Here is a 22,154-nt window from a genome sequence, read left to right as displayed (position 1 = left end):
AACGGTGCTTTAGTCCAGCGCTGGCTGCGCAAAAGCCTTGCGCAGGTTGTCGTGGGAGAATTCTTCGGCGTGCTGCTCGACCCATCGCAGGGCCAGCGCCTGAATATCCTGCAGATTTTCGTGGCGGTCCCGCATGCGGTAATAACGTTCGATCTGACACACCTGCTCACCCATTCGCGCGCTGAACAGGGTCTGCTCATCCGTGAAGGCGATGCCCACCAGATAGCCTTTCTTGCGGCGCAGACACCAGGCCACATAGCCCGGGTAGCAGAGTGTTTCATTGAGCGTAGGCATGCGCACTTGCAAGGCGGTGCCGTGGCGCCAGGCGCGGTGGTAATTGCAAGCGATGCCGCCGAGGCTGATAGTGTGCAGCTGTTGTCTGGAAATACATTCAGGCTTGAGTAACGTCAATTCAACCGGCACTTCGTCCGGATGAGGAATGAAACGTCCCATGAGCACAGACTCCCTGTGTCGGCCAATTGACAAGGCTTCCCCCAGTATAGTGGTCGAAACCGAACTGACCGACTTCGACGCCGATCAGCGTCTGTTGGCGATGAGCGGTGTTTCGCTGGTGATTTTCACCAGCGTCGGCTGCGCCAGTTGTCGCTACGCCCGCGAGGTCCTGCCGGGCCTGCCGCTGGCGATTGATCGTCTGTGCTGGATTGATGCCGGCGACAACGGTGGGCTGGTCGAGCGTTATCAGGTGTTTCATTTGCCGGCGCTGTTTGTGGTGCGCGACGGCGAGTTCTTTGGCGCACTGCACACCCGCCTGACGGTTGACGAGCTCAACCAGGCAGTGGCTCAGGCGCTGGGTCGAATTGCAGAGGAGTTGCCATGAGCGAGACAGTGAGCAAACCGGTGGTGGGGATTATCGGCACCGGTGCAATCGGTGGGTTTTACGGGGTGATGCTGGCGCGCGCCGGTTTCGACGTGCATTTTTTGTTGCGCAGTGAATTTTCGGCGGTGGCGGAGCGCGGCTTGCAGGTCAACAGCGCGGTGCACGGGCCGCTGACGCTGGATCCGGCCAATGCTTATTGCGTCGCCGAAGACATGCCGCGCTGCGACTGGCTGTTGGTCGGCACGAAAACCACCAGTAACGCCGGTCTGGCGCCAGCAATCATTCAAGCGGCCAAACCCGATGCGAAAGTGCTGTTGTTGCAGAACGGTCTGGATGTCGAGGACAACCTGCGACCGCTCCTGCCTGATTCGCTGCATCTGCTCGGCGGTCTGTGCCTGATCTGCGTGAACCGCGACGGTCCGGGGCAGATTACCCATCAGGCTCTTGGCGCAGTGAACGTCGGTTACCACAGTGGTCCGGTCATTGATGAAGCAGCGCGCATGGCGATCGTCGAGGAGGGCGCGGGACTGTTCCGCGCTGCGGGCATAGATTCCCAGGCAATGGCCAACCTGCATCAGGCACGCTGGCAGAAACTGGTCTGGAACATTCCCTACAACGGACTTTCGGTGCTGCTGGGCGCGGGCACCGCAGCACTGATGGCCGACGCCGACAGCCGCACTTCGATTCAGGCGTTGATGGCTGAAGTGGTTCAGGGCGCCAAGGCCTGCGGATACGAAATTGCGCCCGGCTACGCCGAATATTTGTTCAGCATGACCGAGAAAATGCCCGACTACTGGCCGAGCATGTACCACGACTTTTTACACAAACGCCCGCTGGAGCTGGAGGCGATTTACGCCCGGCCACTGGCGGCGGCGAAAGCGGCGGGCTGCGAGTTGCCGCGTATCGAGGCGTTGTATCGCCATCTGGGTTTTATCGACCGACGCAATACCTGAGTCGGTCGCTTTGGGGGAAGGCATGGCCAATAACATCGATGACAAACTGGTGCTGGCGATTTCCTCGCGCGCCTTGTTCGACCTGAGCGAAAGCCACAAGATTTATTTGTCGAGCGGCGTCGAAGCCTATCGGCAATACCAGATCGAGCACGAAGACGAAATTCTCGCGCCGGGTGACGCATTCCCGCTGGTGGAAAAACTCCTGAACCTGAACAGTCGCCTGGGCCGTGCGCGGGTCGAGGTGATTCTGGTCTCGCGCAACAGCGCCGACACCGGACTGCGCGTATTCAATTCGATTCACCATTATGGGCTGGCGATTTCCCGCGCGGCCTTCGTTGGCGGGCGCAGTCCCTATCCGTATCTGAAAGCGTTTGGCTGCGACCTGTTTCTCTCGACCCATGCCGAAGACGTCCGGGCAGCGCTGGACGCCGGGTTCGCGGCGGCAACGATTTTGTCCGGTGGCGCCAGCCGCGCGGCCAGCGATGAATTGCGTATCGCATTCGACGGCGACGCGGTGATTTTTTCTGATGAATCCGAACGCGTCTATCAGTCCGGTGGACTGGAGGCGTTTCAAGCCAAGGAGCGGGAATCGGCGCGTGAGCCGTTGCGCGGCGGGCCGTTCAAAGGGTTTCTGGCGGCGCTCAACCTGTTGCAGCGTGAGTTTCCCGATGAGGACTGCCCAATCCGCACCGCGCTGGTCACTGCGCGTTCGGCGCCGGCCCATGAACGGGTGATTCGCACGCTGCGCGAATGGGACATCCGTCTCGATGAATCATTGTTCCTCGGCGGTCTGACCAAATCGGCGTTCCTTGAAGCGTTCGCCGCCGACGTGTTCTTTGATGACCAGACCGGCCATTGCGAGTTGGCCCGTGAGGTGGTCGCGACAGGCCATGTGCCGCACGGGATCAGCAACGAGCCGTCGATTTAGAGCCCTTTGGTCGGCGCGTTGCGTCGCACGTCGCACTCGTCAAGGCACTGCTAAGCTGAATCCATCTCCGCCATAGTCGGCACGTGAGGAGGTCCCATGATTCGCTCAATGCTGTATGCCACCGACCTCGGTCTTTACGCACCGTTCGTGATGCAGCATGCCCTGGCGTTGGCGCGAACATTCAATGCCGATCTCTACGTGGTGCATGCGGTAGAACCCATGGGACTGTTTGCCGAGTCGGTGCTGCAAAGCTATCTCGACGAGCAGGCATTGAACGAATTCCATAGTCAGGGTCTGAAAACAGTCATCGCCAATATCGAACAACGGGTGCTGGACAGCTTTCGTGAAGAGCTCGGGGGCGAGGGCGAGGCAGATCTGCAGCGCATTCGCGCGGTGCGCGTGCTGCAGGGCGATCCCTCGCAGGTGATTCTCGACCAGGTGCAGAAACTCTCGGTCGATCTGGTGATCGTCGGCAGCCATAGCCATGGGGTGGGCGCAGAAACGCCGTTGGGGCGCACGGCGGCGCGGGTCCTGCAATTGGCCAAAGTGCCGGTTTATCTGGTGCCGTTGATGGAGCGTCGGCGCCGGGAAGATCGCTGAATCAGGAATAATGGCGTTTTGATAAAAAAGTTCTAGATTTATTCTTCGAACCATTAATATAGTTATATACCGTCGCTGATGCCCGTGGCGTCTACCTGCTTTGAGGGATTGATATGAAGCTTCAACAATTGCGCTACATCTGGGAAGTGGCGCACCACGACCTCAACGTTTCCGCTACCGCCCAAAGCCTGTACACCTCGCAACCGGGCATCAGTAAACAGATCCGCCTGCTGGAAGATGAACTGGGCGTCGAAGTCTTTGCCCGCAGCGGCAAGCACTTGACCCGCGTCACCCCGGCCGGCGAGCGAATCATCACCACCGCCGGTGAGATTTTGCGCAAGGTTGAAAGCATCAAGCAGATCGCCCAGGAATTCTCCAACGAGAAGAAGGGCACACTGTCGATCGCCACCACTCACACCCAGGCGCGTTATGCGCTGCCGCCGGTGATCAGCAATTTCATCAAGCAATACCCGGACGTGGCCCTGCACATGCATCAGGGCTCGCCGATGCAGATCGCCGAAATGGCCGCTGACGGCACCGTCGATTTCGCCATTGCCACCGAAGCGCTGGAGCTGTTTGGCGATCTGGTGATGATGCCGTGCTACCGCTGGAACCGCTGCGTGGTCGTTCCCCATGGCCACCCGCTGACGAAGCTGCCGAAGCTGACTCTCGAAGCCCTGGCTGAATACCCGATTGTGACTTACGTGTTCGGTTTCACTGGCCGCTCGAAGCTCGACGAAGCCTTCAGTCACCGCGGCCTGACGCCAAAAGTGGTGTTCACCGCGGCCGACGCCGACGTGATCAAAACCTACGTGCGCCTAGGTCTGGGCGTGGGCATCGTGGCGAAAATGGCGGTCGATACCAAACTCGATAACGACCTGGTGGTGCTGGATGCCAGCGAGCTGTTCGAGTCGAGCATCACCAAGATCGGCTTCCGTCGCGGTACTTTTCTGCGCGGCTTCATGTGCGACTTCATCGAAAAATTCGCTCCGCACCTGACCCGCGAAGTCATGGCCAAAGCCATTCAGTGCCACAACAAACAAGAGCTGGAAGAGCTGTTCGACGGCGTCGAGCTGCCCGTTCACTAAGCATCCGCTTCAGAGCACCTCGGTGACAGCAAACTGTTGCCGGGTGCCCGCCACCAGAATCTCCACCTCATCGCCCTCGAATTTGCCCAGCAGGCTTTTGCCCAATGGCGAGCGCGGCGTGATGACGGTAATCGGCTGACCCACCACATCGACTTTCAGGCCCGCCGCATCCGGCGCCAGAAACAGCCATTGCTCCCGACCCTTTTCGTCTTCCAGGCCAAGCAGGGCGCCGACCTCGATCCCGCGATGTTCATCGTAGGCGCGCAGCGTCAGGTTCTGGCACAGCGCCAGTGACTGACGGATCTCCTCGACCCGTTTCGCCTGACCGGCCGCCAGATAGGACGCCTCCAACCCCAGCGTGTCGTATTTGTTTTCGGCGATGTTTTCTTCGTGGGTCGCGGTTTCGTAAGCGGTTTGCGCGGCGCGTTCGGCGATATCGAGGTCGATGCGCAGCCTGTCGAGAATCAATTGGTGGACGGTGTGTTTATTCATGATCAATCACAGAATTGCAAAACGTTGGCGCGGCTCTTTTCGGTCGGCGCGGTCTGGTCCTGTTGCAGCCAGAACTGGCATTTTGGGTTCGACGCATTGCGCGAATTGGCGCGGGCCTGATCCAGGCGCATCTGTTGTTCGTTCTTGCGCAGGTTTTCTTCGTACTGTTGGAACAGCGGGCTCTGCGGCGGGATGTCCGGTTGCACTTGAGCGGGCGCCGGTGCAGGCGGACTGCTCATCTGCTGCACGGCCTGTGCGACGGGCGCCAGTTGCTCGGCAAACACAAAACGCGAAAGCAGCCAGCAGGTCAGCGCAATGGCGAGGAAGCCCAGCCAGATGCCCAGCGCAATGCTGCCGGTCAAATGCAGCGCGCTAAGCTGGACAGGCAAGGGACGACGCGAATTCGGGCGGTATGGCATGGCGGCCTCCTGGCGGATGGTTGCGGGCGAGCGGCGATTGTCGCACGAAGATTAATCGCCGTCGGCTCTTCTTCGCGAGCGCATTTATGCGGACAATCGACGCTTTTGCCAACGGGAGAAAGGCATGCTGGAAGTGAAACCCCGCTGGGATATTTTCTGCACCGTGGTCGACAACTATGGTGATATCGGCGTGACTTGGCGCCTCGCTCGGCAGTTGGTGGCCGAGCATGCCTTGCCGGTGCGGTTGTGGGTCGACGATTTGCGCGCGTTCGAGCGCATCTGCCCGCAGATCGACATTGATCTTGCGCAGCAATGGCAGCAGGGCGTGGAAGTGCGTCACTGGCCGAGCGAATGGCTGCACGCGGACGCCGCCGATGTGGTCATTGCCGCGTTCGCCTGTCACTTACCCGCTGACTATATGGACAGCATGGCCGCGCGAGAAACGCCGCCGCTCTGGCTCAATCTCGACTATCTCAGCGCCGAGGACTGGGTCACCGGCTGCCACGGCTTGCCATCGGTGAAATACAAATCGGTGCAGAAGTTCTTCTTCTTCCCCGGCTTCAAGCCGGGAACCGGTGGCCTGCTGCGCGAACGCGGACTGCTCGAACAGCGTCGGCAGTTTCAGCAGGACCGGCCGGCGCAGCGACAATTCCTGCAAGGCCTGGGCATTGATCCCGCGCCCGATGCGCAAATGATCTCGCTGTTTGCTTACGAAAACGCCGGACTGGCCAGTTGGCTGGACGTCTTGGCGGCCGCTGCAACGCCGACGCATCTCCTGGTGCCGGAAGGCCGGATTCTTGGCGATGTGGCGCGCTGGCTTGGCGCGGAAACCCTGACGGTCGGCGCGATTCATGTGCGTCAGTCGCTGACCGTGCAGGTGTTGCCGTTCGTGCGTCAGGACCAATACGACCATTTGCTATGGTGCTGCGATTTCAACGCGGTGCGCGGCGAAGATTCCTTTGTGCGGGCGCAATGGGCCGGGCGGCCGATGCTTTGGCACATCTATCAGCAGGACGACGATATCCATCTGGACAAGCTCGATGCTTTCCTCACGCTCTACACAAAAGACCTTTCGCCCGCCGCCGCTGAGGCGATGAACGGTCTATGGCGAGCGTGGAACGCAGGCCAACCGATCGGCGAGCACTGGCTGGCGGCGCGAAATCATTGGCCCGAGATAGAGGGGAACGCCCAAGCATGGTGTCTGGAACAGGCCTTGCAGGCGGATCTCGCCACGGCGCTGGTACAGTTTTATGTAAATTGGATATGATACGCGGCCTAGATTTTTGTAAATCCCATCCAAATTCGGATATTCGCAATGAAAACTGGTAAAGAACTCAAACCCGGTACCGTGATCCGTATCGACAACGATCCTTGGCTGGTTCAGAAAGCTGAATTCACCAAGTCGGGCCGTAACAGCGCGATCATGAAGACCAAGCTGAAGAACCTGCTGACCGGTTACAAGACCGAAACCGTTTACGGTGCGGACGACAAGCTGGACGACGTGATCCTGGATCGCAAAGAAGCGACCCTGTCGTTCATCAGCGGCGACACTTACACGTTCATGGACACCACTGACTACACCATGTACGAGCTGAACGCCGAAGACATCGAAAGCGTTCTGCCTTTCGTTGAAGAAGGCATGACCGACGTTTGCGAAGCCGTGTTCTTCGAAGAGCGTCTGGTTTCCGTAGAGCTACCGACCACCATCGTGCGCGTAGTTGACTACACCGAAGGTTCGGCTCGCGGTGACACTTCCGGCAAAGTCATGAAGCCAGCCAAGCTGAGCAACGGTACTGAGCTGCAAGTTGCTGACTTCATCGAAATCGGTGACAAGATCGAAATCGACACCCGCGAAGGCGGCTCCTACAAAGGCCGTGCTAAATAAGCACTGCTTTTTGCGGAAAGAAAAAACCCGACCATTGAGTCGGGTTTTTTTGTGCCTGTAAGAAACACTCGGAACCCTGTGGGAGCGAGCCTGCTCGCGAATGCGGTGTGTCATTCAATGAAGCGCTGTCTGACGGGACGCTTTCGCGAGCAGGCTCGCTCCCACAATGGGACGGTGGTTACTTCAAGTGTTGCTTGAGTTCTTCAGACGCCTGCAGCATCGCCGAACGCACCGCTGGCACCTGGCTGACCACGTTCAACAAGCCGTAATCGTGGATCATGCCGTTGTAGCGCACCGACGTCACCGGTACACCGGCCTCGTCGAGTTTGCGTGCGTAGGCTTCGCCTTCGTCGCGCAACACGTCGGCACTCGCTGTCTGCACCAGCGCGGGCGGCAGGCCTTTGAGTTGAGCGGTGGTGGCGCGCAGCGGTGAGGCGTAGATCTCGTTGCGCTGTTTGGCGTCGGTGGTGTAGTTGTCCCAGAACCACTTCATCATGTTGCGGGTGAGGAAGTGCCCCTCGGCATACTGGTTATACGAGCCGGTGTCGAAGTTGGCGTCGGTCACCGGCCACAGCAGCACCTGGAACTTGATCGCCGGCGTGCCTTTGTCTTTCGCCATCAGCGCAACCACGGCTGCCATGTTGCCGCCGACGCTGTTGCCGGCCACGGCCAGGCGCTTGCCATCGACGTTGATTTCTTTGCCGTATTCCGCCACCCATTTGGTCGCGGCGTAGGCCTGGTTGATCGCCACCGGGTAATGCGCTTCCGGCGAAGGGGTGTAATTGACGAATACGGCTGCCGCCCCCGAACCGACCACCAGATCACGCACCAGGCGTTCGTGGGTCGGGAAATCCCCCAGCACCCAGCCGCCGCCGTGGAAGAACATGAACACCGGCAGCTCACCCTTGACCCCGGCCGGCCGGACGATGGTCAGGCTCAACGGTTGGCCATCGACCTGTATGGTCTTCTCGCTGACATCGGCTTTGGGCAGCGTCAACTTGACCCCGGACTGCGCACCGACCAGCACGGCACGGGCATCCTTGGGCGACAGCTGCTCAATCGGCTTGCCAGTTCCGGCATTCAACGCATCGAGAAATGCCTGGGTGTTGTGTTCAACATCACCGGCAAAGGCGCTGTGCACTGACAGGGTGAGAAGGGTACCGGTCAAGACTTTGCTGAAAGTGTTCATGTTCATTTTTCCTTGTTCGGGCCGGGGGCTTCAGGGATTACACGGTGACGTGCAGACGAACATCGACGTTGCCACGGGTGGCGTTGGAGTACGGGCAGACCTGGTGAGCGGCGTCGACCAGCGCTTGCGCGTCAGCCTGTTCCAGGCCAGGCATGCTGATGTGCAGATCAATGTCCAGACCGAAACCGCCGGGGATCTGGCCGATGCCAACGTGGGCGGTGATCGAGGCGTCGTCAGGAATCTTGCGTTTGGTTTGGCTGGCTACGAATTTCAGCGCGCCGATGAAGCAGGCCGAGTAGCCGGCAGCGAACAGTTGCTCAGGGTTGGTCGCCGCGCCGCCAGCACCGCCGAGTTCTTTCGGGGTGGCCAGTTTGACGTCCAGAACGTTGTCGCTGGAGATCGCACGACCGTCACGGCCGCCAGTGGAGGTTGCGATTGCAGTGTAGAGAGTTTGCATGGTGTGAGCCTCTTCAGTGGTGTTGTAGTGCGCTAATTATTTGCGCGCTAAGTAGGTGTGAAGAGAATGTATAGCGCTAATGTTTAGCGCGCAAGATAAATTTTTAACAAAAATCGCGTTTTGCTCAAGGGCATAGCGTTGAATGGGCGGATAAGGCTTGATTTAGAGCGCTTGACGAGGGAATTCAGGCGGGAAAAATATTTTTGTTGGCGCTGAAATCACTGTGGCAGCGAGCCTGCTCGCGAAGGCGGTGGAACATTCAACGACGCGCTGTCTGATCGGACGCTTTCGCGAGCAGGCTCGCTCCCGCAGGGGAATGTAGCGGGGCTTAATTCAGGCTGTCTTGCAGATGTCCGCGCAGCGCTTGCAGCTCGGCCTGTAACTTCTGCAGACGTTCCAGGGTGAAACCGCTGGCGCCAAGAATGCACTGCGGCACGGTCTGCGCTTTATCCCGCAAAGCCCGGCCCGCTTCGGTCAGCTCGACAATCACCACCCGCTCATCCTCGCGACTGCGGGTGCGGCTGAGCAAGCCTTCTGCTTCCAGGCGTTTAAGCAACGGCGTCAGCGAACCCGGATCGGTCAGCAGGCGCGCGCTGATTTCTCCCACCGTCAAACCGTCCTTCTCCCACAACACCATCATCGCCAGATATTGCGGATAGGTCAGGCCCAGAGCTTGCAACAGCGGCTTGTAGACCTTGGTCATCATGAGCGAGGTCGAGTGGAGAGCGAAGCACGCCTGATTGTCGAGCAGCAGGTCGTCGCAGTTGTCGCGTTCGGAAGTCATGTCAAAGCCTTGATCGTTGATCGTTACAAATCTAGCGCTCGAATCTTTAATGCGCCAGATAAATATGCCCGGCGTCAGTGCCGGCCGAATTGCCGTTGCAACGCCAGATCCCACGGCGGCACCGGGCTGAAGCGGGTTTTCAGGTATTCCAGCAGCAACCGACTGCGCGAATGTATTCGCTGTTCCATCCGCAGTGCGTAGATACCGGTGGACTCCGCAGGCGGCAGGCCGTTCTCACAGAACAGAGGCAGCAATTCACCGCGCAGCAGGTATTCGCTGGCGAGCCAGGTCGGCAGGTGTGCGACGCCCAGTCCCGCCACCGCGCCACACGCCAGGGCTTCGGCATTGTTGGCGCTCAGGCGCACGCGCGATGGCCGATGCAGCTGCATCTGCCCGTCCACCTCGAACTTCCAGGCAAAGTGCGGGGCGAGGCCTTCCCAGTCCAGGCCGTCGTGCTCGCTCAGTTGCGAGGGATGAACGGGCACGCCGCGCCGCTTCAAATAGTCGGGGCTGGCGCAGGCGACGCGCATCATGCTCGCCAGGGGTGTGGCAACCAGCCGGGAGTCGGCCAGTTGCCCGGTCCGCAGCACCAGATCGACTTTGCCTAGATTCGCGCCGGCCATGTCGCTGAAGCTGTCGATCAAGTGCATCTGCACATCCAGCCCCGGGTACAGCAAAAGAAAGTCGGCAATCACCGGCGCCAGGTGTCGTCGCCCGAACGCTGCTGGCGCGTCGATGCGGATCAGGCCTTCCGGCGCACTGCTCAGCGAGACGGCCTCGGCGCGCGCCAGTTGCAGCTCGGCGATGATCCGCCGCGCCCGTTCGGCGAACGCCAGGCCGGCCGAGGTCGGGCGAACGACATGGGTGCTGCGCACGAACAGCTGGCTGCCGACTGCGTTTTCCAGGCTGTCGATGCGCCGGGCTACGGCGGACGGCGTCAGCGGATGGCGACGTGAAGCCGCGGAAAAACTGCCACTCTCGAGCACATCGAGAAACAGGGCGAGCTGATCGGTCAATTGATTGGGATTCATGGGTAAATACGCTTGTGCAGAATTCGCATAGCCATTGTGCGCTGCTGTGCGTTTCCCCGCTAGGCGTGACTGCGTAGCATTGAACGCCTGACACATGAGGATTGCCGCTGTGATGGAATTTCTGCTGTACCTGTTGTTCGGCGCCGCCCTGGGCACTTTGGGCGGGATTTTTGGCATCGGTGGCGGTTTGATCGCCATTCCTTTGCTGGGCGTGTGGTTCGGGCTCGATCAGCAGATCGCCCAAGGCACGGCGCTGGTGATGGTGGTGCCCAACGTGATGCTCGCGCTGTGGCGCTATCACCAGCGCACCCGCATTGAATTGCGCCACGCGCTGCCGTTGGCGGTGATGGGTTTTGTCTTTGCCTGGCTGGGTTCGATCTGGGCGGTGGGGATTGATGCGCAGACCATGCGCATCGGCTTCGTCGCGTTTCTGGTGGCGCTGTCGGCCTACAACCTGTTGAAAATGTTCGGTCGCCGGCCCGCGCCGACTGCCCAGATGCGCCATTCCTGGCCGTGGCTGGGCGTGCTCGGTGCGGCATCTGGAACCATGGGCGGGTTGTTCGGCGTGGGCGGCGCCGTGGTAGCGACGCCCGTGTTGACCAGCCTGTTCGGCACCACACAAGTGGTTGCTCAAGGGTTGTCGCTGGCGCTGGCATTGCCGAGCACCGGCGTAACGTTGGTGACCTACGCGGTGCATCACGAGGTGGACTGGGTGATCGGCCTGCCGTTGGCACTCGGCGGTCTGGCCAGCATCAGTTGGGGCGTGAAAGTCGCTCACGCCATGCCGGAAAAATACCTGCGCGGGTTGTTCTGCGGTTTTCTGGTGCTGTGCGCGGTAATGCTCGCGTTTAAAGTTTGAAGCCTTCAACGATGTGCTCGGCCAGGCATTCGGTGATCGGCGAAGGATTGTTCAGGTTGCGGATCAGCATGATGCTGGCCTCCGGCAACAGTGGCAGATCTTCGGCGGCGCCGAGGATGCGCATGTCAGGTGTGATCAGGCTTTCCAGCTGCGCGGTGATCGCCAGACCCGCGCTGACCACGGCCATCAGGGCCGACAGGCTGGTGCTGTTGTAAGCGATGCGGTAGTCGCGGCCCATGGCGTCCAGCGCATTGCACGCCCACAAGCGGCAGAAACAATCGCTGTTGAACATCGCCAGAGGCAATGGCGTCTGTTCATGTGCATTGAAATTTTGCGCCTCCGCCCAGACAAACCGTTCCTTGCGCAACAGTTGGCCAAGCTCGTTGCCTGGCTCGCGCGTGACGATCGACAGGTCCAGATCGGTGCGCTGCAGCAACTGTTTGCTCGATTCACAATGCACTTCGATCTGGATCAGCGGATAGAACTGCGCGAATCGCGACAGGATCCCCGGCAGAAACCGCATCACGTAATCATCCGGCGTGCCGATGCGCACGGTGCCGACCATGTGCGGCTCGCGCAGGGTGTTGAACACCTCGCTGTGCAACTTGAGGATGCGCCGCGCATAGCCGAGCAGCACCTGGCCCTCGGCCGTCAGCCGCACCTGGCGACCGTCACGTTCGAACAGTTGGCGCTGCAATACGTCTTCTTCCAGACGTTTCATCTGCATGCTTACCGCCGATTGGGTGCGATTGACCATCTCGCCCGCACGGGTGAAACCGCCCTGATCGGCAATCGCGACGAAGGTGCGCAAGACATCGGTATCGATACTGGGGTAGGCGGACAATTGATGAATCTCCGTGATGCATGCCATCAGAAACATTCGTTGGATTGATCTTAGCGCCAGGGAGAGACTTGAGCCATCCACAAAAGGAGGCAAGACGATGAAAGGTCAAAGAGAGTACGCAAACGAAGAACAGTTTTCCGGCCACGGCCATATCGTTTCCGATCTGCTGCACAAGTTCGGCCGTTGGTACGAACTCCACCGCGAACGGGAGATGCTCGCCAGTTTGAGCGACGAAGCATTAAAGGACATCGGCATCAGCCGCGCTGATGTTGAACACGAAACCGTGCGGCCGTTCTGGGACGACCCGATGCATAAATGATGAGGACATCGCTACACAAACCCCTTTCAGGTGAGGTAGGTTGCGAGCAGACATGGAGAAATAAATGCCCGCGACAGTGTCCTTTTCCCTCAAACAGGCGCGACGTCTGGCGCTGGCTGCCCAAGGGTTCAACGGGCGCCAGCCGCCGACCGTCAAGGCTGCCCACGTTAACCGGCTAATCGAACGGCTGGGCTTGCTGCAAATCGATTCCGTCAACGCCGTGGTACGTTCGCACTACCTTCCGCTGTTTTCCCGTCTTGGAACCTATTCTTGCGACTTGCTCGACCAGGCTGCCTGGAGTTCGGGGCGTCGGCGTACGCTGTTTGAATATTGGGGCCATGAAGCATCGTTGCTGCCACTGTCGATGTACCCGTTGCTGGTCTGGCGGATGCAGCGCGCCAGGCGCGGCGAGGACATCTATCAGCAGCTGGCGAAGTTCGGGCGCGAGCAACAGGAGACGATTCGCCGGGTGCTCGCGTCGGTCGAGGAGCGGGGCGCGCTGGGCGCTGGCAGTTTGTCGACCCGCGAGGACAAGGCCGGCCCTTGGTGGGACTGGAGCGTTGAGAAACTTGCGCTGGAATGGCTGTTCGCCGCTGGTGAAGTGACGGTGGCGGCGCGGCGCGGTTTTGAGCGTTTGTATGATTTGCCCGAGAGGGTGATTCCCGCCTCGATCCTACAGCAGGCGATGCCCGACGAGGCCGAGGCGCAACGCGGCTTGTTGCTGCATGCCGTTGAGGCGTTGGGCGTCGGCACGGAGAAAGATCTGCGCGACTATTTTCGGCTCAGCCCTGCGGATGCGCGTCCGCGTCTGGCTGAACTGGTTGGGGGCGGTCAACTGCAGGCCTGTGAGGTCGCCGGTTGGCGGCAGATCGCCTATTGCCTGCCGGAACCGAAAATCCCGCGCAGCGTGACGGCGAGTGCGTTGCTGTCGCCGTTCGACTCGTTGATCTGGGAGCGCAGCCGCACCGAGCGCTTGTTCGATTTCCGCTATCGACTGGAAATTTACACACCGCAGCACAAACGGGTTTACGGCTATTACGTGCTGCCGTTTTTGCACAATGAACGGATCGCGGCGCGGGTGGATTTGCGTGCCGAGCGCGCGGCGGGGCAGTTGGCGGTGCATGCGGTGCACGAGGAAGCGCCGGGGCTGGACGAGGAGGGGATGCTCGCGCTGGCCACGAATGTGCGGCGGATGGCCGATTGGTTGGGGCTGGCGCGGGTGCAGTTGAATTGCCAGCGCGAGAGTGCAGGCCGGTTGCGGGTGGCCTTGGCCCAGATTGAGGGTGCCTGAGCTGGCCTCTTCGCGAGCAGGCTCGCTCCCACAAGGAAACGCATTCCAAATGTGGGAGCGAGCCTGCTCGCGAATTGGGGCGACGCGGTCTAACGCCGAACCTGTTTCAAGGTCTCGGCAATCAAAAACGCCAGCTCCAGCGACTGGTCGGCATTCATCCGTGGATCACAGTGCGTGTGATAGCGGTCCGACAAGCCATCCTCGGTAATCGGCCGCGCACCGCCAATGCACTCGGTGACGTTCTGCCCGGTCATCTCGATATGGATGCCGCCGGCGTAACTGCCTTCCGCCTCGTGAACCTGGAAGAACTGTTTTACCTCACCAAGGATTTGCGCGAAGTCTCGGGTCTTGTAGCCGCTGCTGGCCTTGATGGTGTTGCCGTGCATAGGATCGGAGCTCCACAGCACCTGCTTGCCTTCGCGCTGCACTGCCTGAATCAACGCCGGCAGGTGATCGCCAACTTTGTTCGCACCCATCCGCGCGATCAGGTTCAGGCGACCCGGATCGTTGTCCGGGTTGAGCACGTCGATCAGGCGAATCAGGTCGTCGGGGTTCATGCTCGGGCCGACTTTGACGCCGATCGGGTTGTTCACGCCGCGCAGGAATTCCACGTGCGCACCATCGAGCTGACGAGTACGGTCGCCGATCCACAGCATGTGCGCCGAGCAATCGTAATAATCGTTGGTCAGGCTGTCGCGGCGCACGAAGGCTTCTTCGTAGTTCAGCAGCAACGCTTCGTGGGCGGTGAAAAAACTGGTTTCGCGCAGCTGCGGGGAGCTGTCCATGCCACAGGCGCGCATGAACGCCAGGGTTTCATCGATGCGGTCGGCGAGGTGGCTGTACTTCTCGGCCAGCGCTGAGTTGGCGATAAAGTCCAGGTTCCATTTGTGCACCTGATGCAGATCGGCAAAGCCGCCCTGGGCAAAAGCGCGCAGCAGGTTCAGCGTCGCGGTGGACTGGTGGTAGGACTGCAGCAGGCGCTCCGGATCCGGCACGCGGCTCTTTTCGTCGAACCCAATGCCGTTGACGATGTCGCCACGGTAGGCGGGCAAGGTCACGCCGTCGATCGTTTCGTCATTGGCTGAACGCGGCTTGGCGAACTGACCGGCCATGCGCCCGACCTTGACCACCGGGCAGCCGGCCGCAAAGGTCATGACGATCGCCATTTGCAGCAACACTTTAAACGTGTCACGGATCTTCGCTGCGGAGAATTCGGCGAAGCTTTCAGCGCAATCGCCGCCCTGCAGCAAAAACGCCCGGCCCTGGGTGACTTCGGCGAACTGTCGGCGCAGCTCTCGCGCTTCGCCGGCAAATACCAGCGGCGGATAGCTGGCCAGTGTTTGCTCGACCTGGCGCAGGTGCGCGGCGTCGGGGTATTGCGGTTGTTGCTGGATCGGCAGGGCGCGCCAGCTGTCAGGGCTCCACGGTTGGCTCATCACGGTCTCGAAGTTTCATACGCAGGGAAGCGCCATGGTATCAGCAATTAGTGCGTGACCTGTTCCCGCCCCATCGCCGACAATCGCCGCTTTGCCACGGCGCCACAGCGGTGCCATCGCGTCACCGCGCCCGGTGACCATCAGGAGACGAAATGACTGAGGAGCGCGTCGAGCATCTGCTCGCCGAGGTACAGGATGAGTTCGGCGTGATTCGCGTGCTGGAAGTGGCGGACTACCGGTTTCTGGAGTTTGGCGATGCGATCGAGCAAAGCTGCGTGTTCACTGCCGACCCGAGCTGGCTGGAGTACGACTACACGCGGGCGATGCTCATCGGCGCGTTGTGCCACGAGCAGCCGGAGAGCGCGCTGTTTCTGGGACTTGGCGCGGGCACGCTGACCCAGGCCTGCCTCAAGTTCCTGCCGCTGGAAGATGTCGAAGCCATTGAGCTGCGCCCGGACGTGCCGCGTCTGGCCATCCAATACCTCGGGCTGGATGACGATCCTCGCCTGTATATCCGTGTCGGCGATGCGCTCGAACTGTTGCCGACGGCAGAACCTGCGGACCTGATCTTCGTCGACCTCTACACAGACGTCGGCCCGGGCGTCGGGCATCTGGCCTGGAGTTTTCTGGGCGATTGTCAGAAGCGTTTGAATCCGGGCGGCTGGCTGGTGATCAATCAGTGGGCCACCGACGACGGCAAACCCCTGGGCGCAGCGCTGTTGCGCGGGCTCTATCACCGGCACTACTGGGAACTGCCGGTGAAGGAAGGCAATGTGATTCTGATTGTGCCGGCCGATCTGGATCAGGAGCTGGACATGCAGGCGCTGACCCAGCGGGCTGAAGCGCTGGCGCCGCAGCTGGGGTATTCGTTGCAGTCGTTGATCAACAGTATTCGCCCGGCGACCTGAATCGGCAGTGCCGACCCCTTCGCGAGCAGGCTCGCTCCCACATTTGGAATGCATTCTCCCTGTGGGAGCGAGCCTGCTCGCGAAGAGGCCCTGACAGGTACCAGAATCGTCAGACCCCTTTGAAGATTCCGGGCCGCCGCTCCACCAACGACCGCACCCCCTCCCGGGCATCCTCGGTCGCCAACAACCGCTTCACCATCTCTGGCAACCCCTGCGCCGCCGCGGTTTCACCTTCATACCGCGCCTGTCTCGCCGAGAGCAAAGTCGCCTGCACCCCCAATGGCGCCTGCCGGGCTATCCGCTCGGCCAGTTCGATCGCTCGTGGCATCAGGTCCTCACTGGCCATCACCTCCTGCACCAACCCCAGCCGCAGAGCATCGTGCGCATCGAACTCGTCTCCGGTCAGCAGCCAGCGCATCGCATTGCCCCAACCGGCGATCTGATGAAAACGCAACGTCGCCCCGCCAAAAGGAAAGATCCCACGCTGCACTTCCATTTGCGCGAAGCGTGTATTGCTCGCACAGAGGTTGATGTCCGCCGCGAGCATCAACTCGATGCCGATGGTCAGGCAGTAACCCTGCGCCGCGACGATCACCGGTTTGCTCACCCTTGGCCCTGTAAACACACCCCAGGGGTCGCAACCGCCGGTCGGAACCTGCCAGCCTTCGGCAAGGGCGGCGCTGGCATTGACCAGATCCAGCCCGGCGGTGAAATGCTCACCATGACCGAATACCACCGCCACCCGCGCTTCGCGGTCGGCTTCGAACTCGCCGTAGGCAAGGCTCAGGTCATTGAGCAGATCGACGTCGAAGGCGTTGCGTTTGGCCACCCGATCAAGGCCGATCAGGTGCACGTGACCACGACGTTCCCGGCTGACGCGGCCGGCGCTGGGTTGATTCATGGCGAAATCCTCGGGCGGGAAGGGCGGGTGCGCGGCGCTTTGCCGCAGGTCGGTGAACCGTTTAAGCGTCATCGCCCACAGGGCCGGGCCTTTGCAAAATAGACCGTTGCGCGATTATCCGCAAAACCCCGTTACACAGCGGTGACGCGCGTATTCAGCCTATAAAAAAAGCTCCCTTTTCGGGCGAAATCCGGTATAGTGCGCGCCGGCCTTTAACCGGGCCGCGTTTAGGTAGCGCAATTTCCCGAAGTCAGCTTCGGCTGCACGTCCGCATTGCGGGCTCTTCCTTGACGATCCATCTTCATTCATTCGTTTTCGCAAATCCCCGCCGACAAAGCTGCCAGGGCGACTCTTGAGTCTCAACACGGCATGCGCAGCTTTGGAGCATGGGTCTTTGCGGATGCACTTAGAGGCAGACCCATGACCCAGGAAACCGGCGGATTCGCCGCTTTTAATCTTAATCCGAATATTCTTGCAGCCGTCGCAGCGACCGGCTACGAAGAGCCTTCGGCGATTCAGCAGCAATCGATCCCGATCATCATGGCCGGCCAGGACATGATTGGCCAGGCGCAAACCGGTACCGGTAAAACCGCCGCGTTCGCACTGCCTATTCTGCATTGCATCGATCCTGCCAAGCGCGAACCGCAAGCCCTGATCCTGGCGCCGACCCGAGAGTTGGCGCTGCAAGTAGCAACCGCTTTTGAAACCTACGCCAAGCAAATGCCAGGCGTCACCGTCGTGGCTGTTTATGGCGGCGCGCCAATGGGCCCACAGCTCAAGGCTATCCGCAACGGCGCGCAGATCGTTGTCGCCACCCCGGGTCGTCTGTGTGACCACCTGCGTCGCGACGAGAAAGTCCTGTCGACCGTGAACCATCTGGTTCTCGACGAAGCTGACGAAATGTTGAAGCTGGGCTTCATGGATGACTTGGAAGTCATCTTCAAGGCTCTGCCAGCGACCCGTCAGACCGTTTTGTTCTCGGCTACCCTGCCGCAATCGATCCGCGCCATTGCCGAACGCCATCTGCGCGATCCGCAACACGTCAAGATCCAGACCAAGACCCAGACCGTTACCGCGATCGAACAGGCTCACCTGTTGGTTCACGCTGACCAGAAGACCTCGGCCGTACTAAGCCTGCTGGAAGTCGAAGACTTCGACGCGCTGATCATGTTCGTACGCACCAAGCAAGCGACCCTGGACCTGGCAAGCGCCCTTGACGCCAAAGGCTACAAAGCCGCCGCGTTGAACGGTGACATCGCACAGAACCAGCGTGAGCGCGTGATCGACTCCCTCAAGGATGGCCGTCTGGACATCGTTGTTGCGACCGACGTTGCCGCTCGTGGCCTGGACGTTCCGCGCATCACTCACGTGTTCAACGTTGACATGCCGTACGACCCGGAATCCTACGTGCACCGTATCGGCCGTACCGGCCGTGCCGGTCGCGAAGGTCGTGCACTGCTGCTGGTGACTCCACGTGAGCGCCGCATGCTGCAAGTGATCGAGCGTGTGACCGGTCAGAAGGTTGCCGAAGTGCGTCTGCCGGACGCTCAGGCCGTTCTCGATGCCCGCATCAAGAAACTGACCAACAGCCTGTCGCCACTGGTTGCTGATGCCGAATCGACCCACGGTGATCTGCTTGATCGCCTGACCGCCGACATCGGGTGCACTCCGCGTGCACTGGCTGCTGCGCTGCTGCGCAAGGCTACCAACGGTCAAGCGCTGAACCTGGCTGCCATCGAGAAGGAACGTCCACTGGTGCCGAACAACGCACCGCGTGGCGACCGTCCTGAGCGCACCGGTGATCGTCCGGACCGTGGTGATCGCGAGCGTCGTGCGCCAATGCCTTTGGGCGAAGGCCGCGCTCGCTGCCGTACCGCGCTGGGTGCGCGTGACGGTATCGCTGCGAAAAACCTGCTGGGCGCCATCCTCAACGAAGGCGGTCTGGCCCGTGAAGCGATCGGTCGCATCCAGGTGCGTGACAGCTTCAGCCTCGTCGAGCTGCCGGAAGAAGGTCTGGAGAAACTCCTGACCAAACTGAAGGACACTCGCGTTGCTGGCAAGCAGTTGAAGCTGCGTCGCTATCGCGAAGATTGATCCGCCCTTGGGCTGATTGATCGCACATAAAAAATCCCCGACTGGTTCGGGGATTTTTTTTGCCTGGGGTTTTGGGGGGCGAGCCTGCTCGCGGAAGGGCGTGGCGAAGTCCTGCGGTCAACCGAAGCGATAAATATCCATGCCCAATGCGCCCATCGTGAACCCTTGGTGCGCCACGCTGAAAACGCCACCGGCACCTCGCGCGAAATACAGCGGCAATAAATGCTCATCACTCGGGTGACTGCGCACAGCATTCGGCGCCAACTGACGATAGTCATGCAACGCCGCCTCATCGTTGGCCTCAAGCTTCTCGATCATCCAGTCTCGAAACGCTCGCGCCCACGGTTCGATGCTTTCCGGGCCGGCATGCCAGTCCAGTTCGCGCAGGTTGTGAGTGATGCTGCCGGAGCCGATCAGCAGAATGCCTTGTTCGCGCAGACTCGCCAGCGCACGGCCAACTCGCGTCTGTAACGCCGGACCGCCACGACTCGGCAGCGACACCTGTACCACCGGGATATCCGCCTGTGGATACATCAGCGACTTCAGCTGCCAGCTGCGGATCGCCCGGTGCCGGGTATTGCACTTCAAACAGCGCGCGGGGAAAACCGCCGAAGTCGTGCCAGGTTTCCGGCTGTGGATGGCTGCTGACCAGCAGCTCCTGACTTTCCCAGTGTGCCGAGACGATGACGATGGCTTTGGGGCGCGGCAGTCCGGCGGCCAGTCGCGCCAGTGCCGGGCCGCTGGCTCCTGGCTCCAGCGCCAACATTGGTGAGCCATGAGAGATAAACAGGCTGGGAAACATGGAAGGGTTCCTGAGCGTTAAGATGAGCCATCTTCGGTCAGATCATTGATCTGAATCTAATATAAGTTTTCGCGGTTTTTGATCGGTTTTTCGGGAGGGATACATGCAGGCTGACTTTTGGCACGAGAAATGGGCTTCAAATCAGATCGGCTTTCACCAGGCTGAGGCGAATCCTTACTTGCAGCGGTATTGGCCGGCGCTGTCGGTTGCACCCTCGGCGCGCGTGCTGGTGCCGCTGTGTGGGAAAAGCCTGGATTTGTTGTGGCTTGCCGGTCAGGGACACTCGGTGGTCGGGGTCGAGCTGTCGGAAAAGGCCATCGAAGATTTTTTCAGTGAGCACCAGATTGAGCCGCAGATCAGCGAGGAGGGCGCTTTCAAGGTGTATCGCAGCGATGCCATCGAATTGTGGTGCGGGGACTTCTTTGCACTGACAGCAGCGGATATCGCAGGTTGCACGGCGTGGTACGACCGCGCCGCGCTGATTGCTTTGCCAGCGCCGCTGCGTGAGCGCTATGCGGCACATCTGCAGTTGCTTCTGGCGCAAGGAATGAAAGGGTTGTTGATTACTCTGGATTACGATCAGGCGCAGATCCCGGGGCCACCGTTTGCGGTTGGCGACGATGAAGTGCAGCGGTTGCTGGGTAGTGGTTGGCAGGTTCAGCAGGTGGAAGCGCGGGATGTGTTGGCCGAGAGCCCAAAGTTTTCGCAGGCAGGGGTCAAGGGGTTGGTGGAGCGGGTTTATCGGATCTCCAGCCGATAGTTTTGTGCAGGCAGTACCTGCCCTTTCGCGAGCAGGCTCGCTCCTACGGAAGAATGCATTTCGGTGTGGGAGCGAGCCTGCTCGCGAAAGGGCCGGCGCTGTCAGCGCATAATTCGGAGATACAAAAAAGGCCCGCATCACTGCGGGCCTTCTCTTTACACCAACGGAATCAACCGCGACGACGCAACGCGTCAATGCGCTCTTCCAGTGGCGGGTGGCTCATGAACATGCGAGCGAAGCCCTGTTTGATGCCACCGTTGATGCCGAAGGCGTTCAAGGTGTCCGGCATGTGCACCGGAAGGCCCTGCTCGGCGCGCAGGCGCTGCAATGCACCGATCATCGCGCTGGTCCCGGCCAGGCGTGCGCCGGCTTCGTCCGCACGGAATTCGCGCTTGCGCGAGAACCACATGACGATCGCACTGGCAAGGATGCCAAGGACCAGTTCGGCGAAGATGGTCGCCACGTAGTAAGCGATGCCCTGGCCTTCTTCGTTCTTGAAGATCACCTTGTCGACGAAGTTGCCGATGATCCGCGCGAAAAACATCACGAAGGTGTTCACCACACCCTGAATCAGGGCCAGGGTGACCATGTCGCCGTTGGCAACGTGACCGATTTCGTGAGCCAGCACGGCTTTCACTTCATCGGGCGAAAAGCGCTCGAGCAGACCCTGGCTCACGGCAACCAGCGCGTCGTTCTTGTTCCAGCCGGTGGCGAAGGCGTTCGCTTCGTAGGCTGGAAAAATACCGACCTCAGGCATCTTGATCCCGGCTTCGCGGGACAGTTGCTCGACCGTTTGCAGCAGCCATTGTTCATGACGGGTGCGTGGCTGGGTGATGATTTGCGTGCCGGTGCTCATCTTCGCCATCCACTTGGAGATGAACAGCGAGAACAGCGAGCCGGCGAAACCAAAGACTGCACAGAAAACCAGCAGCTGACTGAGGTCGAGGTCGACCCCGTTGGCCGCCATGAACCCGTTGAAGCCGAACAGGCTCAGGGTGATGCTGGCTATCAGCACGACCGCCAGGTTAGTGGCCAAAAACAGCAGGATGCGCATCATGGTTGTAGAACTCTCCTCAAGCTAAAGATGTAGCGTACTGCGGGGTATATAAGGTGCGGCACCGGGCTATTCAACCGAGTGACTATTTCAAACTGTGTCCTACAGCGGTTTCGCTGGCGGAACGGAAAATTCCCACCCGTGATTCCGATCCGGATGACACACGCTCTTGCCCCGCTGCCATTAGGTCAGACGCGTCTGAATGGCTCGCATCGCAAGTGT

24 protein-coding genes and 1 pseudogene are annotated in these 22,154 nt (G+C 60.4%); 13 read left to right on the top strand and 12 right to left on the bottom strand.

Annotated features, from left to right (window positions below; genetic code table 11):
- Positions 1–9: 9 nt before the first annotated feature.
- The gene (locus HU727_RS22455; protein WP_186533744.1) at positions 10–453 is read right to left on the bottom strand and encodes a PilZ domain-containing protein; all 444 of its coding nucleotides are present in this window, start codon (positions 451–453) and stop codon (positions 10–12) included.
- On the opposite strand from HU727_RS22455, the gene HU727_RS22450 reads away from it, so the two are divergent.
- From HU727_RS22450 to cysB, 5 genes are all read left to right on the top strand, one after another.
- Positions 452–838 (top strand): thioredoxin family protein, encoded by a 387-nt coding sequence (locus HU727_RS22450; protein WP_186533743.1) that lies wholly within the window; start codon positions 452–454, stop codon positions 836–838. The genes HU727_RS22455 and HU727_RS22450 overlap by 2 nt on opposite strands.
- Positions 835–1,791 carry a putative 2-dehydropantoate 2-reductase gene (locus HU727_RS22445; protein ID WP_186533742.1) on the top strand — a complete coding sequence of 319 codons (957 nt, stop codon included), beginning with the start codon at positions 835–837 and terminating at the stop codon, positions 1,789–1,791. The genes HU727_RS22450 and HU727_RS22445 overlap by 4 nt, the downstream gene beginning before the upstream one ends.
- Positions 1,792–1,813: 22 nt before the next feature.
- Positions 1,814–2,719, top strand: coding sequence for a 5'-nucleotidase (locus HU727_RS22440; RefSeq protein WP_186533741.1), 906 nt, complete (start codon positions 1,814–1,816; stop codon positions 2,717–2,719).
- 96 nt (positions 2,720–2,815) lie between these two features.
- Complete coding sequence (locus tag HU727_RS22435; RefSeq protein ID WP_186533740.1) at positions 2,816–3,319, top strand: universal stress protein; 504 nt, start codon at positions 2,816–2,818, stop codon at positions 3,317–3,319.
- Positions 3,320–3,432: 113 nt separating this feature from the next.
- Positions 3,433–4,407, top strand: coding sequence for an HTH-type transcriptional regulator CysB (cysB, locus tag HU727_RS22430; protein WP_016770873.1), 975 nt, complete (start codon positions 3,433–3,435; stop codon positions 4,405–4,407).
- A gap of 9 nt (positions 4,408–4,416) precedes the next feature.
- Here cysB and HU727_RS22425 read toward each other — a convergent pair whose 3' ends face one another.
- Positions 4,417–4,899 (bottom strand): GreA/GreB family elongation factor, encoded by a 483-nt coding sequence (locus HU727_RS22425; protein WP_186533739.1) that lies wholly within the window; start codon positions 4,897–4,899, stop codon positions 4,417–4,419.
- Positions 4,900–4,901: 2 nt separating this feature from the next.
- Positions 4,902–5,318, bottom strand: coding sequence for a hypothetical protein (locus HU727_RS22420; protein ID WP_186533738.1), 417 nt, complete (start codon positions 5,316–5,318; stop codon positions 4,902–4,904).
- A 124-nt stretch (positions 5,319–5,442) separates the two neighbouring features.
- On the opposite strand from HU727_RS22420, the gene earP reads away from it, so the two are divergent.
- On the top strand, positions 5,443–6,585 hold the full coding sequence (gene earP, locus HU727_RS22415) for an elongation factor P maturation arginine rhamnosyltransferase EarP (RefSeq protein ID WP_186533737.1): 1,143 nt from the start codon (positions 5,443–5,445) through the stop codon (positions 6,583–6,585).
- 48 nt (positions 6,586–6,633) lie between these two features.
- A complete protein-coding gene (locus HU727_RS22410) occupies positions 6,634–7,203 on the top strand; it encodes an elongation factor P (RefSeq protein WP_025113141.1) in 570 nt (189 codons plus the stop codon).
- Positions 7,204–7,381: 178 nt separating this feature from the next.
- Here the strand turns inward: HU727_RS22410 and HU727_RS22405 are convergent, their stop codons facing one another.
- The 4 genes from HU727_RS22405 to HU727_RS22390 form a co-directional block, all read right to left on the bottom strand.
- Entirely contained in the window at positions 7,382–8,392 is a 1,011-nt protein-coding gene (locus tag HU727_RS22405; RefSeq protein WP_186533736.1) for an alpha/beta hydrolase, read from the bottom strand.
- A gap of 37 nt (positions 8,393–8,429) precedes the next feature.
- Positions 8,430–8,849: an organic hydroperoxide resistance protein gene (locus HU727_RS22400; RefSeq protein WP_186533735.1), complete on the bottom strand. Its 420-nt coding sequence runs from the start codon at positions 8,847–8,849 to the stop codon at positions 8,430–8,432.
- A gap of 328 nt (positions 8,850–9,177) precedes the next feature.
- The gene (locus tag HU727_RS22395) at positions 9,178–9,633 is read right to left on the bottom strand and encodes a MarR family winged helix-turn-helix transcriptional regulator (RefSeq protein WP_186533734.1); all 456 of its coding nucleotides are present in this window, start codon (positions 9,631–9,633) and stop codon (positions 9,178–9,180) included.
- Between the two features lie 74 nt (positions 9,634–9,707).
- On the bottom strand, positions 9,708–10,664 hold the full coding sequence (locus tag HU727_RS22390) for a LysR family transcriptional regulator (protein WP_186533733.1): 957 nt from the start codon (positions 10,662–10,664) through the stop codon (positions 9,708–9,710).
- Between the two features lie 109 nt (positions 10,665–10,773).
- Here HU727_RS22390 and HU727_RS22385 point away from each other — a divergent pair, with 109 nt between their 5' ends.
- Positions 10,774–11,523, top strand: a complete 750-nt coding sequence (locus HU727_RS22385; protein ID WP_186533732.1) for a sulfite exporter TauE/SafE family protein — start codon at positions 10,774–10,776, stop codon at positions 11,521–11,523.
- Here the strand turns inward: HU727_RS22385 and HU727_RS22380 are convergent.
- The gene (locus HU727_RS22380; RefSeq protein WP_186533756.1) at positions 11,513–12,367 is read right to left on the bottom strand and encodes a LysR substrate-binding domain-containing protein; all 855 of its coding nucleotides are present in this window, start codon (positions 12,365–12,367) and stop codon (positions 11,513–11,515) included. The genes HU727_RS22385 and HU727_RS22380 overlap by 11 nt on opposite strands.
- A 97-nt stretch (positions 12,368–12,464) precedes the next feature.
- Here HU727_RS22380 and HU727_RS22375 point away from each other — a divergent pair, with 97 nt between their 5' ends.
- Both HU727_RS22375 and HU727_RS22370 read left to right on the top strand, forming a co-directional pair.
- Positions 12,465–12,686, top strand: a complete 222-nt coding sequence (locus HU727_RS22375) for a DUF1127 domain-containing protein (protein WP_186533731.1) — start codon at positions 12,465–12,467, stop codon at positions 12,684–12,686.
- A 64-nt stretch (positions 12,687–12,750) separates the two neighbouring features.
- Complete coding sequence (locus tag HU727_RS22370; RefSeq protein WP_186533730.1) at positions 12,751–13,977, top strand: winged helix-turn-helix domain-containing protein; 1,227 nt, start codon at positions 12,751–12,753, stop codon at positions 13,975–13,977.
- A gap of 89 nt (positions 13,978–14,066) precedes the next feature.
- Here the strand turns inward: HU727_RS22370 and HU727_RS22365 are convergent, their stop codons facing one another.
- A complete protein-coding gene (locus HU727_RS22365) occupies positions 14,067–15,413 on the bottom strand; it encodes a class II 3-deoxy-7-phosphoheptulonate synthase (RefSeq protein WP_064391390.1) in 1,347 nt (448 codons plus the stop codon).
- Positions 15,414–15,565: 152 nt separating this feature from the next.
- Here HU727_RS22365 and HU727_RS22360 point away from each other — a divergent pair, with 152 nt between their 5' ends.
- Entirely contained in the window at positions 15,566–16,321 is a 756-nt protein-coding gene (locus tag HU727_RS22360) for a spermidine synthase (RefSeq protein WP_186533729.1), read from the top strand.
- Positions 16,322–16,430: 109 nt separating this feature from the next.
- On the opposite strand, the gene HU727_RS22355 is transcribed toward HU727_RS22360, so the two are convergent.
- Positions 16,431–17,222, bottom strand: coding sequence for a crotonase/enoyl-CoA hydratase family protein (locus tag HU727_RS22355; protein WP_186533728.1), 792 nt, complete (start codon positions 17,220–17,222; stop codon positions 16,431–16,433).
- A gap of 420 nt (positions 17,223–17,642) precedes the next feature.
- On the opposite strand from HU727_RS22355, the gene HU727_RS22350 reads away from it, so the two are divergent.
- Positions 17,643–19,316, top strand: coding sequence for a DEAD/DEAH box helicase (locus tag HU727_RS22350; RefSeq protein WP_186533727.1), 1,674 nt, complete (start codon positions 17,643–17,645; stop codon positions 19,314–19,316).
- A gap of 117 nt (positions 19,317–19,433) precedes the next feature.
- Here the strand turns inward: HU727_RS22350 and HU727_RS22345 are convergent.
- Positions 19,434–20,118 (bottom strand): annotated as a pseudogene (locus HU727_RS22345) (DODA-type extradiol aromatic ring-opening family dioxygenase).
- Positions 20,119–20,221: 103 nt separating this feature from the next.
- On the opposite strand from HU727_RS22345, the gene HU727_RS22340 reads away from it, so the two are divergent.
- Entirely contained in the window at positions 20,222–20,878 is a 657-nt protein-coding gene (locus HU727_RS22340; RefSeq protein WP_186533726.1) for a thiopurine S-methyltransferase, read from the top strand.
- Positions 20,879–21,047: 169 nt separating this feature from the next.
- Here HU727_RS22340 and htpX read toward each other — a convergent pair whose 3' ends face one another.
- Positions 21,048–21,935 carry a protease HtpX gene (htpX, locus tag HU727_RS22335; protein WP_186533725.1) on the bottom strand — a complete coding sequence of 296 codons (888 nt, stop codon included), beginning with the start codon at positions 21,933–21,935 and terminating at the stop codon, positions 21,048–21,050.
- Between the last annotated feature and the right edge of the window lie 219 nt (positions 21,936–22,154).

Origin of the sequence: Pseudomonas khorasanensis (genome assembly GCF_014268505.2) — a bacterium.
GTDB classification, from domain to species: domain Bacteria; phylum Pseudomonadota; class Gammaproteobacteria; order Pseudomonadales; family Pseudomonadaceae; genus Aquipseudomonas; species Aquipseudomonas khorasanensis.
The sequence above is the reverse complement of the archived record's forward strand: the minus strand, read 5'-3'. Positions and strand labels throughout refer to the sequence as shown.